The organism is Streptomyces hygroscopicus subsp. hygroscopicus (genome assembly GCF_030269125.1).
Lineage (GTDB): Bacteria > Actinomycetota > Actinomycetes > Streptomycetales > Streptomycetaceae > Streptomyces > Streptomyces hygroscopicus_C.
In genome coordinates this window covers 110,349-126,326 of the sequence record NZ_BSSM01000011.1, presented here as the reverse complement: position 1 = coordinate 126,326, position 15,978 = coordinate 110,349, and the positions used below count along the sequence as shown (strand labels likewise).

Below are 15,978 nucleotides of genomic sequence, written 5' to 3'. Positions count from 1 at the left end.
CGACTTCCACGACTTGTGACCCGACATGCACACCCTGTCACCGTTGTCACGGCTCGACCCACGGCCCTTGTTGGAGATCCGCCACTGTGCTGGAATTCCACGGACCGCCGCGGGATCGAGCCGGCGCGCAGGGGGCGCAACGCAGCGCCGAGTGGCGGCGAGACAAGGGGGAAACCAGCGCCGGTCACTCAAGACCACCGGGGGGCGTTTTCAGGGCGCCTTCCACGACGCCGACACCGTGTTCCTCCGTTCGCGCGGAGGGGCGCCTGGTCCAGAGGTTGCGACGCTAGTGCAGGGACGTTTCAAGAGGGATGGCAGCGCTTCGGCGGAGCCGGAGCACGACGGGACTGGCCCCATGAAGGGCAGCGCCTCTCCCCAGCACGCCCAGAACCCGGGTCCGACCCCGCCCGGTGAAGGCTCCGAGCGCGCACGCCCCGGCGCGTCGGCCCCCTCCTCCGCCAAGGGCTCCCCCAAGCCCGCCGGCTCCGCGCCGGCCGCCAAGTCCGCCGCGAGCCCCCCCGGTTCCGGCTCGCGCATGGCCCTGCGCAACTGGCGCATCTCGACCCGTCTGGTCTCGCTGCTCGCGCTCCCCGTGGTCGCGGCGACCTCGCTGGGCGCCCTGCGCATCAACGAGAACCTGAACGACATCCAGCAGCTCGACAACATGAAGCTGCTGACGGACATGACCAAGCAGGCCACCGAGCTGGCCGCCGCGCTCCAGGAGGAGCGCGACCAGTCCGCCGGTCCCCTGTCTCACGGGCTCAGCGCGAACGACTACACGGTCAAGGGCTACCAGCAGAAGACCGACCGGGCCCGCGCCAACTTCCTCGACGCCTCCGAGCAGATCGACGAGGCGAGCAAGGACGGCCAGCTCCAGGGTGTGCGCGACGCGCTCGTCGGCCTCGCCAACCAGCTGGACGACCTGGCCAAGATCCGCCGGTCCGCCTATGAGTCCAAGGACAACTCGACCCAGACCATCGAGTCGTACCACCGGCTGATCACCCAGCTGATCGACCTGTCCCAGGACATGGCCGAGGCGTCCAGCAACCCGGAGATGATCTCGCGCACCCGCGCCCTGGCGGCCTTCTCCACCGCCAAGGAGTACGCGTCCGTGCAGCGCGCGACCATCGCGGCGGCGCTGCCCTCGACCACCTCGAGCAAGGCCAGCCTCTCCGAGAACGACCGCCTGTACGGCGAGTCGGCGTACGAGAGCGAGAACTCCGAGCTGGCGATCTTCCGCAAGATCTACGCGAGCCAGAACGCGGAGGAACTGCTCAAGCCGATCGACGGCGGCAACAACCCGACGATCGAGTCCGCGGACACCTACGCCAAGCGCGCCTTCGCGCAGCGCGGCGGCCTGGCCGACCTGCCCGCGCGCTCGTACCGCGACTGGGTGGACGACAGCTCGACCAAGATCGAGCAGATGAAGAAGATCGAGCACACGCTGCTCGAGGACATGGAGCAGAAGGCGCGCGAGCTGAAGAGCGCCACCCAGCGCGACGCCATCATCTCCGGTGTGCTGATCCTGCTGGTGCTCGGCGTCTCGCTGGTCGGCGCGTTCGTCGTGGCCCGCTCCATGATCCGCTCGCTGCGCCGGCTCCAGGAGACCGCGACCAAGGTCGCCCAGGAACGCCTGCCCGAGCTGGTCAAGCACCTGTCGGAGTCCGACCCGCAGGACGTGGACACGTCCGTGGAGTCGGTCGGTGTGCACTCCCGGGACGAGATCGGCCAGGTGGCCGCGGCCTTCGACGACGTGCACCGCGAGGCGGTCCGCCTCGCCGCCGAGCAGGCCCTCCTGCGGGGCAACGTCAACGCGATGTTCACCAACCTCTCGCGCCGCTCCCAGGGTCTGATCCAGCGCCAGCTGTCGCTCATCTCCGAACTGGAGTCCCGCGAGGCCGACCCCGACCAGCTGTCCTCGCTGTTCAAGCTGGACCACCTCGCCACCCGTATGCGCCGTAACGGCGAGAACCTCCTCGTCCTCGCCGGTGAGGAGCCGGGCCGCCGCTGGACCCGTCCCGTGCCGCTGGTCGACGTGCTCCGCGCCGCCGCGTCCGAGGTGGAGCAGTACGAGCGCATCGAACTGGCCGCCGTACCGACGACGGAGGTCGCGGGCCGGGTCGTCAACGACCTCGTGCACCTGCTCGCCGAGCTGCTGGAGAACGCCACCTCGTTCTCCTCCCCGCAGACCAAGGTCAAGGTCACCGGTCACGCGCTGCCCGACGGGCGCGTGCTGATCGAGATCCACGACACCGGTATCGGCCTGTCCCCCGAGGACCTCGCGGCGATCAACGAGCGGCTGGCCTCGCCGCCCACCGTGGACGTCTCCGTCTCCCGCCGCATGGGTCTGTTCGTGGTCGGCCGGCTGTCGCAGCGGCACGGCATCCGCATCCAGCTGCGCCCGTCCGACTCCGGTGGTACGACCGCGCTGGTCATGCTGCCGGTGGACGTCGCCCAGGGCGGCAAGAAGGCTCCCGCCAAGTCCGGCGGTCCCGGCGCGGGCGGCGGCCCGGCCGCGGCGCAGGCGGCCGCCGGTGCGGCCGCGGCCCGCCGCGGCGGCGGCGGCGGCGGCGGGGCCGGTGGTCCCGGCGGTGGCCTGCTCGGTTCCGGCGGTGGCTCGCGCGGGCAGGTCGGGACCGGCCAGGGTGCACGGGCCGCGCTGCCCGGCACGGGCCAGGACGGCGGCCGTCCCGGCGCGCCCGGTGACGCGCGTGGTCCGCAGCGGGGTGCCCCGGGCGGCTTCGGCGCGCAGGCGCCGAACGCGCCGCAGGGCCTCCAGGCCGCGAACCCGGCCGGACCCCAGCAGGACCTCTTCGGCGGCGGCCGTGGCGGCCGGCGCGGCGCCGGCGCTCCCGCCGACCAGGGCCACCAGCCCCAGCTGCCGCCGCGCGGCGGCCCGCGGGCCGAACTGCCCGGCGGCGGTGACGCCCGGCGCCAGGACTGGAACGACGGGCGGGCCTCGCTGGACATCCCGCGCGGCCATGACGAGCGGGACCCCTCGCAGACCGCGTCGATGCCGCCGATCGACGACCGGCAGGGGCCGGGCTCGACCGCGGAGATGCCGCGGATCGATCCGCACGGTCCCGCTCCCACGGGCGAGTTCTCGCGCCCCGAGCTGCCCGGTTCGCAGGGCGCAGGTCAGTACGGCCGCCCCGAACTCCCGCAGCAGACGGGCCAGTTCGCCCGCCCCGACACCACGGGGCAGTACCAGCGGCCGGACCTCGGCCAGCAGACGGGCCAGTTCGCCCGCCCCGAGTCCCCGCAGGACACCGGCCAGTTCGCGCGGCCCGACGCGACGCAGCAGACGGGCCAGTTCCAGCGGCCGGACGCGGGCCGGCACACCGGTCAGTTCCAGCGGCCGGACGCCGCGCAGCACACCGGTCAGTTCCCGCAGGCCGAACTCCCCCAGCAGACCGGCCAGTTCCAGCGGCCGGACCCGGCGCAGGCGCCGGGGCGGTACGACGCTCCGGCGGGGCAGCAGGACAACGGCTCGTTCGTGCGCTCCGACATCTTCGGCACCCCCGCGCGCCATGGCGAGCCCGCCCAGGACCCCGGCCGGTACGCGGCCCCGCAGGGCTACGACAACGGCGGCACCGGACAGCACGCGCTGCCCGGTCGTCCCGACCCGGCGCACACCGGCCAGTTCGAGCGCCCGCAGCCGCCCGCCCGCGACGACTTCGGCGCCCCGCGCCCGCCGGCCCCGCAGCAGGCCCCGGCCCACCAGGAGCGCCCGGCGCGCGAGCCGGAGGCGCTGCCGCCGGCCACCGGCCCCGGTGACGGCCGTACCCCGCTGTTCGACACGCTGGAGACCAACTGGTTCCACGGCGCCGGGCAGCAGCAGAACGCGCCCGCGGAGCAGCAGCCGCAGCCCGCGCAGCGCGACGCGGCGGCCGCCACCGGCTCGTGGCGCGCGTCGCCGAACGACGAACTCGTGCGACAGGCCGAGCGGGTGCGCCAGCCCGCCGCGGGTGGCATCACCACCTCCGGTCTGCCGCGCCGGGTGCCCCGGGCGAACCTCGTGCCGGGCACGGCTCAGCAACAGCAGCACCAGGCTGGTCCGCAGGTCTCCCGTGCGCCCGACGACGTACGCGGCCGGCTGACCAATCTCCGTCGGGGCATCGCACAGGGCCGGCAGGCCGGCAGCGGCCAGACCGGCAGCTACCCGAGCCCCACTCACCAGCAGGAGCGTTAGTTGAGTCCGATGAGCCAGGCGGCACAGAACCTGAACTGGTTGATCACCAACTTCGTGGACAACACCCCCGGGGTGTCCCACACGGTGGTGGTCTCCGCCGACGGCCTGCTGCTGGCGATGTCCGAGGGCTTCCCGCGGGACCGCGCCGACCAGCTGGCGGCCGTCGCCTCCGGTCTGACGTCGCTGACCGCCGGGGCCTCCCGGATCTTCGAGGGCGGCGCCGTGGCCCAGACGGTCGTGGAGATGGAGCGGGGGTTCCTCTTCCTGATGTCCGTCTCGGACGGGTCTTCCCTCGCGGTTCTGGCCCACCCGGAGTGCGACATCGGCCTCGTCGGCTACGAGATGGCACTGCTCGTCGACCGCGCGGGGGCGGTACTCACCCCGGACCTGCGCGCCGAACTGCAGGGCAGTCTGCTTCACTGACCGGCCCCGGCACCACCCACCTCACCAAAACACCGTCCGGCCGCCACAAACCCCCCACCGGCCCCGTCAGACGGCTTGACTGACCGACTTGCTGTCCCGCCCGGAGGATCCATGACCCCGCCCACCGCCCATCACGATCCGTACGCGGAACCGTACGGGGACGAGGGCGACCAGCCGCTGGTGCGGCCGTACGCCATGACCGGCGGCCGGACCCGGCCGCGCTACCAGCTCGCCATCGAGGCGCTGATCAGCACCACGGCCGACCCCGCGGCGCTCATGGGGCTGCTCCCCGAGCACCAGCGCATCTGCCATCTGTGCCGTGAGGTCAAGTCGGTGGCGGAGGTGTCCGCCCTGCTGAACATGCCGCTGGGCGTGGCCCGGATCCTGGTCGCCGACCTGGCCGAAGCGGGCCTGGTCGCGATTCACCAGCCGGGTGGGGACGAGAACAACGGCGGCGCTCCGGACGTGACGCTGCTCGAAAGGGTGCTCAGTGGACTTCGCAAGCTCTGACGCGGGACGGGCCACCACCTCGGCGAAGATCGTGGTGGCGGGCGGCTTCGGCGTGGGCAAGACCACGTTCGTCGGCGCCGTCTCGGAGATCAACCCGCTGCGCACAGAGGCCGTCATGACCTCGGCGTCGGCCGGTATCGACGACCTGACCCACACCGGGGACAAGACCACCACCACGGTGGCCATGGACTTCGGCCGCATCACCCTGGACCAGGACCTCATCCTGTACCTCTTCGGTACCCCGGGTCAGGACCGCTTCTGGTTCATGTGGGACGACCTCGTCCGCGGCGCCATCGGCGCCGTCGTCCTGGTCGACACCCGCAGGCTCGCCGACTGCTTCCCGGCCGTCGACTACTTCGAGAACAGCGGCCTGCCGTTCGTCATCGCCCTCAACGGCTTCGACGGACACCAGCCCTACACCCCGGACGAGGTGCGCGAGGCACTGCAGATCGGTCCGGACGCTCCGATCATCACGACCGACGCCCGGCACCGCGCCGACGCGAAGAGCGCGTTGATCACGCTGGTGGAGCACGCGCTGATGGCGCGGTTGCGGTAATAACGCCCAAGTGCGACGCCCCGTACGGCAGTTGCCGTACGGGCGCGCGCGGCGCCCGGCAGCGCCGACTGTGGCCTTTGACACGGTGCGCCGCGGTGTTCATAACAGTTCGGCAGAGGAATCACCCAGGTTCACCACGCGACGCGGTCACCCGATGCCGCTACGCGCACGATCGCCCCGCCTTTTGGCGGGGCTCGCTCTTTATGACCGTTTTATCTGCCGTCGGCGGCCGAGTCGGCACAGGCTTTCCACTGTTTGGAAGTGCGCTGGTCCACGTGCTGGAATGCCTGAACTGCCCCATGGTCAATGACGTACTGCGTCGTCGTTGGCGAACCGGGCTCTGAGAGACTGCGGCACGACGTAGGTGCCGACCGCCGAGAGGTTGTTGGTCGAGTGAGGCGAAGCAAGAACGGTCCCGAGCCGTCGGCGCGGGGCAACTTCACCCCGCCGCCGCGCGCCGCGGCGCCCGCCCCGGTGTCCGGTGCGGAGCCGGCGGACACTCCCACGCCGAGCGGCGGCCGTTTCTCCCCGCGCAACTGGCGGGTGCCCACCAGACTGAACGCGATCCTGCTGATACCCGCGGCGGTCGGCCTCGTCATGGGCGGCTTCCAGGTGAACAACTCCATCGACACCTGGCAGCAGGCCCGTGACGCCGAGAGCACCGCCCGGCTGGTGCGCGCCGCCCTCGTCTACGCGGACGCGGTGGAGAACGAGCGCGACATCACCGCCGAGCCGCTCCTTCTGAACAAGAAGGACAGCAAGAGCAAGGCGACGATCGAGGACGCGCGCAAGGCCACCGACGAGGCCGCGGCCGGCTTCGACGAGGCGGCGAAGAGCATGCCGCACACGCCCGGTCTGGAGCGCCGGCTGAAGCTCTTCCGCAAGGCCGAGCCCAAGATCCAGGAACTGCGCAAGACCGCCTACACCTCCAGGCTCACCGGCGTGCAGACGGAGGAGTCCTACGTCGAGGTCGCCCACCCGCTGATGGAGTTCGCCAACGAACTCGGGCTGGGCACCGGCAACATCACCTCCTACGGCCGTACCGTCTACGCCATGTCGCTGACCAAGGCGGCGCTGTCGCTGGAGCGTTCCATCGGCACGCACCTGCTGGTCAAGCCGGGCCCGGACGCGCCGAACCTCTCCACCCAGCGGGTCTCCCTCGCCTCGTACGCCTACCTCGAGCGCATCGCGATCGAGGAGTACCAGGGCGGTGGCACCGCACAGGACTCGCAGGTACTGGCCGACGCGCAGAAGAAGGTCCTGGCGGACGCCAAGGCCGAGGCCGCGCAGGCCAAGCAGAGCGAGCCGAACTACGTGCCGCCGCCGAGCAACCCGAACACCATGGTCTCGGCACTGGCCACCATGCGGGACACCAGCCAGACCACCCGTGACGCGCTCGCCGCGAACGGGGTCACCGCCCAGAACTGGTTCGCGGTCAACACGCTGAAGTACAAGGCGTACCGCACGATCGAGTCGGACATGGCCGACAAGGCCGTGAACGAGGCGTCCGGCATCGCCGACGACGCCCGCACCTCCGCGATCATCACCGGCACCATCGTGGTCGTCGCCCTGCTGCTCGCCTTCCTCCTGGCCGGTGCGGTCGCCCGCCAGATGAGCCGCTCGATGCGCCAGCTGCGCAACGCCGCGTTCGGTATCGCCGAGCAGCGCCTGCCGATGCTGGTCGACCAGTTGTCCCGCACCGACCCGGGCCGGGTCGACACCCGGGTGCCCCCGATCCCGATCCACACCAAGGACGAGATCGGCGAGGTCGCCCGCGCCTTCGACCAGGTGCACCGCGAGGCGGTCCGGCTCGCCTCCGAGCAGGCCCTGCTGCGGGGCAACATCAACGCGATCTTCACCAACCTCTCGCGCCGCAACCAGTCGCTGATCGAGGGCCAGTTGACCCTGATCACCGACCTGGAGAACAACGAGGCCGACCCGGACCAGCTGGAGAACCTCTTCAAGCTGGACCACCTGGCCACCCGTATGCGCCGCAACGGCGAGAACCTCCTCGTCCTCGCCGGCGAGGAGCCGGGCCGCCGCTGGGACCAGCCGGTCCCGCTGGTCGACGTGCTGCGTGCCGCCTCCTCCGAGGTGGAGCAGTACGAGCGCATCGAGCTGTCCGGTGTCCCCGACGCCGAGATCCACGGCCGCGCCGTCACCGACCTCGTGCACCTGCTGGCCGAGCTGCTGGAGAACGCCACCACGTTCTCCTCGCCGCAGACCAAGGTCAAGGTCACCGCGACCCGGCTGCCCGACGGCCGCGTCATGGTCGAGATCCACGACAAGGGCATCGGCCTGACCGCCGAGGACTTCGCGGACATCAACCACAAGCTGGCCAACCCGCCGACCGTGGACGCCGCGATCTCCCAGCGCATGGGCCTGTTCGTGGTCGGCCGGCTGTCCGACCGGCACGGCATCCGGGTCCAGCTGCGCCCCTCGGGCGAGCAGGCCGGCACCACCTCCCTGGTCATGCTGCCGGACGCGATCACGCACGGCGGTGGCGGCGACGCCTCGCTGGAGCGCGAGGAGTTCACGGTCTCGCAGATCATCCCGGAGCAGCAGTTCCAGGCCGAGCGCCCGGACGCGCAGCCGCTGCGCACCGCCGCCGAACTCGGCTTCGACGACAGCCGGTACACCGAGGTCCCCGACGACATCCGCGAACTGGACCCGGTCGGCCGCTCCCTGCTCCGCGAGGGGCGCCGCGCCGCCCTGGAGGCGCAGACCCACGGTCAGCAGCAGCCGGCCGAGCCGCAGCACGACACCGCGGAGACGTACGCGGAACCGTTCTTCGACGGCCAGGGCACCGGCTACCACGAGCAGCCCGAGCAGCCGTACGAGGAGACCGCGTACGAGGAGAGCGCCTACCAGGAGCCGGCGTACCAGGAGCCGTACCAGGAGACGCCGTCCGCCTCCTACGAGCGGCCGTACGACGGGCAGTTCTACCCCCAGAGCGGTGAACCGGCCGGCGCCGAGGGCTACCCGGCGGCCGGCGGTTACCCCGCGACCGGCTATGCGGAGCCCGCCTACCAGGGCGACTGGCAGCAGCAGGACGGCTACCAGAACGGCTACCCGGCCCATTACGCTCCGGAAACGGAATCCGCGCCGGCCGACGCGAGCGAGCAGAACCGCGTAGGCTTCGACAGTCCCGCGGCGGCTTCTCCCGCCGGGCACGCGCTGACCGACGCCGGGCTGCCCCGCCGGGGCTCCGTGGCGAACGGTTCCGACGGCGCGGGGCCCGCGCAGCAGGAGGCGCCCGCTCCCGCACCGGGGAACAACGGTGACGGCGACTGGCGTTCACCCGGCGACGGTGACGACGACTGGCGTTCGGCGAACGACGAGCGCTGGCAGCAGGCTTCCCAGCTGCGGAAGCCGAAGGCAGGCGGGGTCACCGCCTCGGGTCTGCCGCGGCGGGTGCCCAAGGCCAACCTGGTCGAGGGCAGCGCCGAAACCACCCCCCAGGGAGGCCCCCAGGTCTCCCGCGCCCCGGAGGACGTCCGGGGCAGGCTGAGCAATCTGCGCAGGGGCGTCCAGCGCGGACGCAGCGCAGGCAGTGAAACGAACGGCCAGGGCCTCGGTCCTGACAGCACCTACAACCAGGAGCGTTAGTGTGAGCCCGATGAGCCAGGCGGCACAGAACCTGAACTGGTTGATCACCAACTTCGTGGACAACACCCCGGGGGTGTCCCACACGGTGGTGGTCTCCGCCGACGGACTCCTTCTGGCGATGTCCGAAGGCTTCCCCCGTGACCGCGCCGACCAGCTCGCCGCCGTCGCCTCCGGTCTGACCTCGCTGACCGCCGGTGCCTCGCGCATCTTCGAGGGTGGCAGCGTGAACCAGACGGTTGTGGAGATGGAGCGGGGATTCCTCTTCATCATGTCCATCTCGGACGGATCGTCCCTCGCGGTCCTGGCCCACCCGGAAGCGGACATCGGCCTCATCGGGTACGAGATGGCCCTGCTGGTGGACCGCGCGGGCACGGTCCTCACCCCGGATCTCCGCGCGGAGCTCCAGGGAAGCCTTCTCAACTAGTAAACGGACGGTGCGTATACGTGTCCCGGGGCCTTAAGGTTTCGGGACGCGGCTCCACACGGATGGGTGCCCGACGCAGTCGGAGGAGGAGAAAGTGGCAACACCCCCAGGAGGTTCGTCCTCGGGCAACTGGTCGTACGGTCCCGCCCAGGGCCACGGCGACGGCCCGGCGAACCCGTACGACTTTCCCTCCGCGCCCCACCACCGGCAGCCGTACGCCCCGCAGGGCCCCGGCCCCTCCCCGTACGACCAGCCACCGGCCCCGCGTATCCAGCCGGTCCAGCCGCAGCACCGCCCCGAGCCGGCGCCCGCGGCCGCTTCGAACAACCCCCTGGTGCGTCCGTACGCCATGACCGGCGGCCGGACCCGCCCGCGCTACCAGCTCGCCATCGAGGCACTGGTGCACACCACCGCTGCTCCGCACCAGATGCAGGGTCAACTGCCCGAGCATCAGCGGATCTGCAATCTCTGTCGGGAGATCAAGTCGGTGGCCGAGATCTCGGCCCTGCTGACGATCCCCCTCGGCGTGGCCAGGATCCTCGTCGCCGACTTGGCGGAGGCGGGCCTGGTCGCCATCCATCAGCCCGGCGGCGACGAGAACGCCGGTGGCCAGCCAGACGTGACACTGCTCGAAAGGGTGCTCAGTGGACTTCGCAAGCTCTAGCGGAGGGCCGGTTTCTCAGAGTCGCTCCACCACCTCCGCGAAGATCGTGGTGGCGGGCGGCTTCGGCGTGGGCAAGACCACGTTCGTCGGCGCCGTCTCGGAGATCAACCCGCTGCGCACAGAGGCCGTCATGACGTCCGCGTCGGCCGGCATCGACGACCTCACCCACACCGGGGACAAGACCACCACCACGGTGGCCATGGACTTCGGCCGCATCACCCTGGACCAGGACCTCATCCTGTACCTCTTCGGTACCCCGGGTCAGGACCGCTTCTGGTTCATGTGGGACGACCTCGTCCGCGGCGCCATCGGCGCCGTCGTCCTGGTCGACACCCGCAGGCTCGCCGACTGCTTCCCGGCCGTCGACTACTTCGAGAACAGCGGCCTGCCGTTCGTCATCGCCCTCAACGGCTTCGACGGGAACCAGCCCTACAGCCCGGACGAGGTGCGCGAGGCACTGCAGATCGGCCCGGACACGCCGATCATCACCACCGACGCCCGGCACCGCGCCGACGCCAAGTCGACGCTCATCACGCTGGTCGAGCACGCGCTGATGGCTCGTCTGCGGTAAGCGGGATCGAGGTTCCCGGGCTGCCCGTCGCGGTCGTAGGCCGCGGCGGGCAGTTCGTCGTCACTCGCCGCCCATCCGGCGCGGCCGCATGTCGGTACAACCCCGCGTCCCCGCGGGCACAGCGAGCAGGGCCCCTCCGAAGAGGGGCCCTGCTCGCATGTCTTGTGCCTCAGCCGTGCCAGCTGTGCGGGGCGCGGAAGCCCGGTTCGCGGTCCAGTCGGCGCCAGCCGGCCTTGGGGTGGGGTCGGTGGTGGGTGGGCTCGGGGCGGGCGGCGGCACGGGCGAGGAGGACGGCCGTGATGGCGGCGACCTCCTCGGGGTCGGCGTGGCCCTTCTCGACGCGGATGTCGGGAGTGCTCATGGGTGTCAGTCTCCGTAAGAGAGATGTCCGCTGGGTTACTGCGGGGGGTTGCCGTGCTTCCGGGACGGGAGGTCGGCGTGCTTGGTGCGCAGCATCGCCAGCGACCTCACCAGCACCTCGCGGGTCTCGGCCGGGTCGATCACGTCGTCGACCAGACCGCGCTCGGCGGCGTAGTACGGGTGCATCAGCTCGGACTTGTACTCCTTGACCATCCGCGCCCGCATGGCCTCGGGGTCCTCCGCCTCGGCGATCTGGCGGCGGAAGATGACGTTGGCCGCGCCTTCCGCGCCCATCACGGCGATCTCGTTCGTGGGCCAGGCGTAGGTGAGGTCGGCGCCGATCGACTGGGAGTCCATGACGATGTAGGCACCTCCGTACGCCTTGCGCAGGATGAGCGAGATCCGCGGCACCGTCGCGTTGCAGTAGGCGTACAGCAGCTTCGCGCCGTGCCGGATGATCCCGCCGTGCTCCTGGTCGACGCCGGGGAGGAACCCGGGAACGTCCAGGAAGGTCACGATCGGGATATTGAAAGCGTCACACATCTGGACAAAGCGCGCAGCTTTTTCGCTCGCCTCGATGTCCAGGACGCCCGCGAGGACCTGCGGCTGGTTGGCGATGATGCCGACCACCTGGCCGTCGAGGCGGGCGAGGGCGCAGATGATGTTGCGGGCCCAGCGCTCGTGGACCTCCAGGTACTCGCCGTCGTCGACGATCTCCTCGATGACCTTGGCCATGTCGTACGGCCGGTTGCCGTCGGCCGGGACCAGGTCGAGCAGGACGTCCGAGCGGCGGTCCACCGGGTCGGCGGACTCCACCCGCGGCGGGTTCTCGCGGTTGTTCTGCGGCAGCAGCGACAGGAGGTACCGCACCTCGGCGATGCAGGTCTCCTCGTCGTCGTAGGCGAAGTGGCAGACGCCGCTCGTCTCGGCGTGCACGTCCGCGCCGCCCAGGCCGTTCTGGGTGATCTCCTCGCCCGTCACCGCCTTGACCACGTCCGGGCCGGTGATGAACATCTGGGAGGTCTCGCGGACCATGAAGACGAAGTCGGTCAGCGCGGGCGAGTACGCCGCCCCGCCCGCGCACGGGCCCAGCATCACGGAGATCTGCGGGATGACGCCCGACGCCTTCGTGTTGCGCTGGAAGATGCCGCCGTACCCGGCGAGCGCGCTGACACCCTCCTGGATGCGGGCGCCCGCGCCGTCGTTCAGCGACACGAGCGGCGCGCCCGCCGCGATAGCCATGTCCATGATCTTGTGGATCTTGGTGGCGTGGGCCTCGCCCAGGGCGCCGCCGAAGATCCGGAAGTCGTGCGCGTAGACGAAGACCGTTCGGCCCTCCACCGTGCCCCAGCCGGTGATCACACCGTCGGAGTACGGCTTCTTCGCCTCCAGGCCGAATCCGGTCGCCCGGTGCCGGCGCAGCTGCTCGACCTCCTGGAAGGAACCCGGGTCCAGGAGCAGCTCGATCCGCTCCCGTGCCGTCAGCTTGCCCTTGGCGTGCTGCGCCGCGGTCGCCTTCTCGCTGGGGCCGGCCACGGCCCGCGCACGGATGTCGTGCAGTTCGGCGACCCGTCCGCGCGCGTCCGTCGGCTCGCCGGTCGGCTCACCCGTCGTCTCTTCCAAAACGGTCATGTAGCGACCTTACGAAGGACACCAAGGAAAGCGAGCCGTCGACTCCGTACAGTCTCAGGCCCGTTTTCCTGGTGCCAGTGAACAGAACCATGGCGGCGTGCAGCCGTTCCGACTGCTCAGAGGCCGCTTGCGTTGTAGGGGTGCCACAAAGGCGATACCGGAGATCCGGCCCCCATTAGTGGACCACGCATGCCATCCCTGGAGTGACGCGGCCCCTCGGACGGCCCTCCGCCAGACTCCGCCCCCACGGTATGCCCGATCGCCGGGGGCGCCCACCACGGGGCTGAGTGCGGTGACTGTTCGCCATCGGGTCATCACGTTGCGCATGATGTTGAAAACTAAACGGAATGGGTCTAACGTCTGAGTCGTTGGGTTCATTGAACGTTAAACAAGTGACTCCTGGGAGGACGTCATGGGCTTCTTCAGCCGCAAGGACAACGCGACCGCCACCCCCGCGCAGGCCGCCGGCCCCGACCTGACCGCACTGACCGGTGACTACACCATCGACCCGGCGCACACCACGATCGAGTTCGTGGCCCGCCACGCGATGGTCACCAACGTGCGGGGCGGCTTCCAGGACTTCACCGGCAGCCTGCACCTCGACGGCCAGGACCCGACCAGGTCCACGGCCACGCTCGACATCAAGATGGACAGCATCGACACCGGCAACGCCGACCGCGACGGCCACCTGAAGTCGGCCGACTTCTTCAAGATCGACGAGTTCCCGACCATGACCTTCCGCTCCACCAAGGCGGAGTCCCTGGGCGGCGAGGACTACCGCATCACCGGCGACCTCTCCCTGCTCGGCGTCACCCGGCCGATCACCATCGACCTGGAGTTCAACGGCCTCGCCAAGGACCCGTTCGGCAACGAGCGCGCCGGCTTCGAGGGCAAGGCCGAACTGCTGCGCTCCGAGTGGGGCCTGACCTGGAACGCCGCGCTGGAGACGGGCGGTGTCCTGGTCTCCGACAAGATCAAGCTCCGCTTCGACGTCTCCGCGATCAGGAACGCGTGACCCGCCGGCGGCACGGCCTGCCTGCTCCGAGCGTGCCCGGCGCCCCGTGACGGGGGGTCGCCGGGCACGCTCGACTGCTGTGCGGACGGGGGCCGGGGCGCGCCCGGCCCGTCATGGGCGGCGGGCAGACGGACGGGCCCGCGCGGAGGACAGCGGACCGGGGGCGGCGCGACGAGCGCTCGATTCCGGCCATGCCGATCGGTGGTGCGCGCCTCCCGGCCGGGATCAGGGTGGAGGCGACCACGAGGACGAGCGAGTCCGTGTACGGCCCGGCCGCGCCCTCCGGCCACAGGGCGGCCGCCCAGGGCAGCGGGACGACCCTCAGACCCTCGCTGCTTCATAAGCGTTGCGTATCAGTCTTTCCCTCACTGTCCGAGAACAGAGCCTGCGAGTCGGTCATTTGATAAGCATCTGCGTACGATGCCGCGCATGGATCATCTCGCCGATGCCGCCGCTCTCCGTCGTGCCGTCGTCCGGATCAACCGGCGGCTGCGGCAGGAGCGCGGGGAGGGGGGCCTCAGCCCCAATCAGCTCGCGGTACTGGGGTACCTGCACGCGCACGGCTCGGCCACGCCGGGGCGGATCGCGGCCGAGGAGCGGCAGCGGCCGCAGTCGCTGACGCGGGTGTTCGCGGAACTCGACGCGGAGGGTCTGATCGTCCGGGAGCCGGACGCGGGCGACCGCCGGCAGTCCCTGCTGACGCTCACCGAACCGGGGCGGCGGGCGCTGGAGCGGGACATGGCCGAGCGGGACCTCTGGCTCGCCGCGGCCCTGAGCACGCTCGGCGAGACGGAGCGGGCGGTGCTGACGCTGGCGGCGGCGCTGCTGGAACGGGTCGGCGCGATGGAGATACCCGGCACGGAGGGCTGAGCGCCGGCGTGCGTACCGGTGCGCGAGGGACGGCCTCCTGACACCGCTCGGCGGGAAAGGCCGCCCGGTCCGCCCGGCCGCGCCCAAAAGCCGTACCCGTCCCCGTGTCACACCCGGCCGCCCCGTCTCGTCCCAAGGTCGCGACGACAGCGTCGGACGGTGTCCGCGATACGGGGAGGGTGATGGTCATGCGGGTGTTCGTGGCGGGCGGGAGCGGGGTGCTGGGGCGGCGGCTGGTGCCGCGGCTGGTGGCCCGGGGGCATCAGGTCACGGCGACGACGACGAGCGCGGCCAAGCTGGGCCTGCTCCAACGGCTCGGCGCGGACGGGGTGGTGATGGACGGTCTGGACGCGGCCTCGGTCGGGGAGGCGGTGGGCGGGGCGCGGCCGGACGCGATCGTGCACCAGATGACGGCGATATCCATGGCCCACGCGGGCAAACCCGACCTCAAGCACCCGGACCGGTGGTTCGCGCTCACCAACCGGCTGCGCACGGAGGGTACGGAGCACCTGGTGGCCGCCGCCGACGCGACTGGTGTCCCGCACATCGTCACGCAGAGCTACGCGAGCTGGAACGGCGTCCGTACGGGCGGCTGGGTGAAGACCGAGGACGACCCGCTGGACCTGCTGGAGGGGACGCCCGCGCACGTGGGGATGCTGGCGCTGCGCCGGGGCGAGGAGGCGGTGCTCGGGTACGGCGGCGCGGCCCTGCGGTACGGCGCCTTCTACGGCCCAGGGGCGATCGACGACCAGGTGGTGCTCCTGCGCAAGCGGCAGTACCCACTGGTGGGGCGCGCCACCGGGTACAGCTCGTGGGTGCATCTGGACGACGCGGCGAGCGCCACCGTGCTGGCGGTGGAGCAGCGGGCGAAGGGCGTGTTCAACATCGTGGACGACGAGCCGGCCCCGGCCGCCGAATGGCTGCCGCATCTGGCCGCGTGCGCGGGGGCCAAGCCGCCGATGCGGGTGCCGAAGTGGCTGGCGCGGCTGCTGGCCGGGGAGCAGGCGGTGGTGATGATGACCGAGGGCCGCGGCTTCTCGAACGAGAAGGCCAAGCGGGAGCTGGGCTGGGAGCTGCGCTATCCGTCCTGGCGGCAGGGGTTTTGCGAGGAGCTGGCCGGGGAGGAGCCGGCGTGACCACCGCGACCGGGTC

General features: G+C 71.2%; 13 protein-coding genes. 11 read left to right on the top strand and 2 right to left on the bottom strand.

Translation table 11 applies throughout. The features are described from left to right. The first annotated feature begins 289 nt into the window (after nucleotides 1-289). The 8 genes from QSK45_RS23895 to QSK45_RS23860 all read left to right on the top strand — a co-directional run bounded on the left by QSK45_RS23895 (nucleotide 290) and on the right by QSK45_RS23860 (nucleotide 10,949). Complete coding sequence (locus QSK45_RS23895) at nucleotides 290-4,192, top strand: nitrate- and nitrite sensing domain-containing protein (protein ID WP_285560148.1); 3,903 nt, start codon at nucleotides 290-292, stop codon at nucleotides 4,190-4,192. A gap of 9 nt (nucleotides 4,193-4,201) precedes the next feature. Further along, nucleotides 4,202-4,615 carry a roadblock/LC7 domain-containing protein gene (locus QSK45_RS23890; RefSeq protein WP_058928156.1) on the top strand — a complete coding sequence of 138 codons (414 nt, stop codon included), beginning with the start codon at nucleotides 4,202-4,204 and terminating at the stop codon, nucleotides 4,613-4,615. Between the two features lie 111 nt (nucleotides 4,616-4,726). Beyond that, nucleotides 4,727-5,125, top strand: coding sequence for a DUF742 domain-containing protein (locus QSK45_RS23885; RefSeq protein WP_037654659.1), 399 nt, complete (start codon nucleotides 4,727-4,729; stop codon nucleotides 5,123-5,125). Then, nucleotides 5,106-5,681, top strand: a complete 576-nt coding sequence (locus QSK45_RS23880; RefSeq protein ID WP_067046109.1) for a GTP-binding protein — start codon at nucleotides 5,106-5,108, stop codon at nucleotides 5,679-5,681. The genes QSK45_RS23885 and QSK45_RS23880 overlap by 20 nt, the downstream gene beginning before the upstream one ends. Nucleotides 5,682-6,074: 393 nt before the next feature. Next, nucleotides 6,075-9,290, top strand: coding sequence for a sensor histidine kinase (locus tag QSK45_RS23875; RefSeq protein ID WP_285560139.1), 3,216 nt, complete (start codon nucleotides 6,075-6,077; stop codon nucleotides 9,288-9,290). Nucleotides 9,291-9,300: 10 nt separating this feature from the next. Continuing rightward, nucleotides 9,301-9,714 (top strand): roadblock/LC7 domain-containing protein, encoded by a 414-nt coding sequence (locus tag QSK45_RS23870; protein WP_004983065.1) that lies wholly within the window; start codon nucleotides 9,301-9,303, stop codon nucleotides 9,712-9,714. 94 nt (nucleotides 9,715-9,808) lie between these two features. Continuing rightward, nucleotides 9,809-10,378: a DUF742 domain-containing protein gene (locus QSK45_RS23865; protein ID WP_285560137.1), complete on the top strand. Its 570-nt coding sequence runs from the start codon at nucleotides 9,809-9,811 to the stop codon at nucleotides 10,376-10,378. Beyond that, nucleotides 10,359-10,949, top strand: coding sequence for a GTP-binding protein (locus tag QSK45_RS23860; RefSeq protein ID WP_070022337.1), 591 nt, complete (start codon nucleotides 10,359-10,361; stop codon nucleotides 10,947-10,949). Before QSK45_RS23865 ends, QSK45_RS23860 begins: the two co-directional genes overlap by 20 nt. A gap of 169 nt (nucleotides 10,950-11,118) precedes the next feature. Here the strand turns inward: QSK45_RS23860 and QSK45_RS23855 are convergent, their stop codons facing one another. Next, nucleotides 11,119-11,310: an acyl-CoA carboxylase subunit epsilon gene (locus tag QSK45_RS23855; RefSeq protein WP_285560134.1), complete on the bottom strand. Its 192-nt coding sequence runs from the start codon at nucleotides 11,308-11,310 to the stop codon at nucleotides 11,119-11,121. 35 nt (nucleotides 11,311-11,345) lie between these two features. Continuing rightward, the gene (locus QSK45_RS23850) at nucleotides 11,346-12,941 is read right to left on the bottom strand and encodes an acyl-CoA carboxylase subunit beta (protein ID WP_285560133.1); all 1,596 of its coding nucleotides are present in this window, start codon (nucleotides 12,939-12,941) and stop codon (nucleotides 11,346-11,348) included. 412 nt (nucleotides 12,942-13,353) lie between these two features. Between QSK45_RS23850 and QSK45_RS23845 the strand changes: the two genes are divergently transcribed. From QSK45_RS23845 to QSK45_RS23835, 3 genes are all read left to right on the top strand, one after another. Then, a complete protein-coding gene (locus QSK45_RS23845) occupies nucleotides 13,354-13,956 on the top strand; it encodes a YceI family protein (protein ID WP_285560130.1) in 603 nt (200 codons plus the stop codon). A 429-nt stretch (nucleotides 13,957-14,385) separates the two neighbouring features. Beyond that, the gene (locus QSK45_RS23840) at nucleotides 14,386-14,826 is read left to right on the top strand and encodes a MarR family winged helix-turn-helix transcriptional regulator (protein ID WP_285560128.1); all 441 of its coding nucleotides are present in this window, start codon (nucleotides 14,386-14,388) and stop codon (nucleotides 14,824-14,826) included. A gap of 182 nt (nucleotides 14,827-15,008) precedes the next feature. Continuing rightward, nucleotides 15,009-15,962, top strand: a complete 954-nt coding sequence (locus QSK45_RS23835) for an NAD-dependent epimerase/dehydratase family protein (protein ID WP_285560126.1) — start codon at nucleotides 15,009-15,011, stop codon at nucleotides 15,960-15,962. Nucleotides 15,963-15,978: the final 16 nt, after the last annotated feature.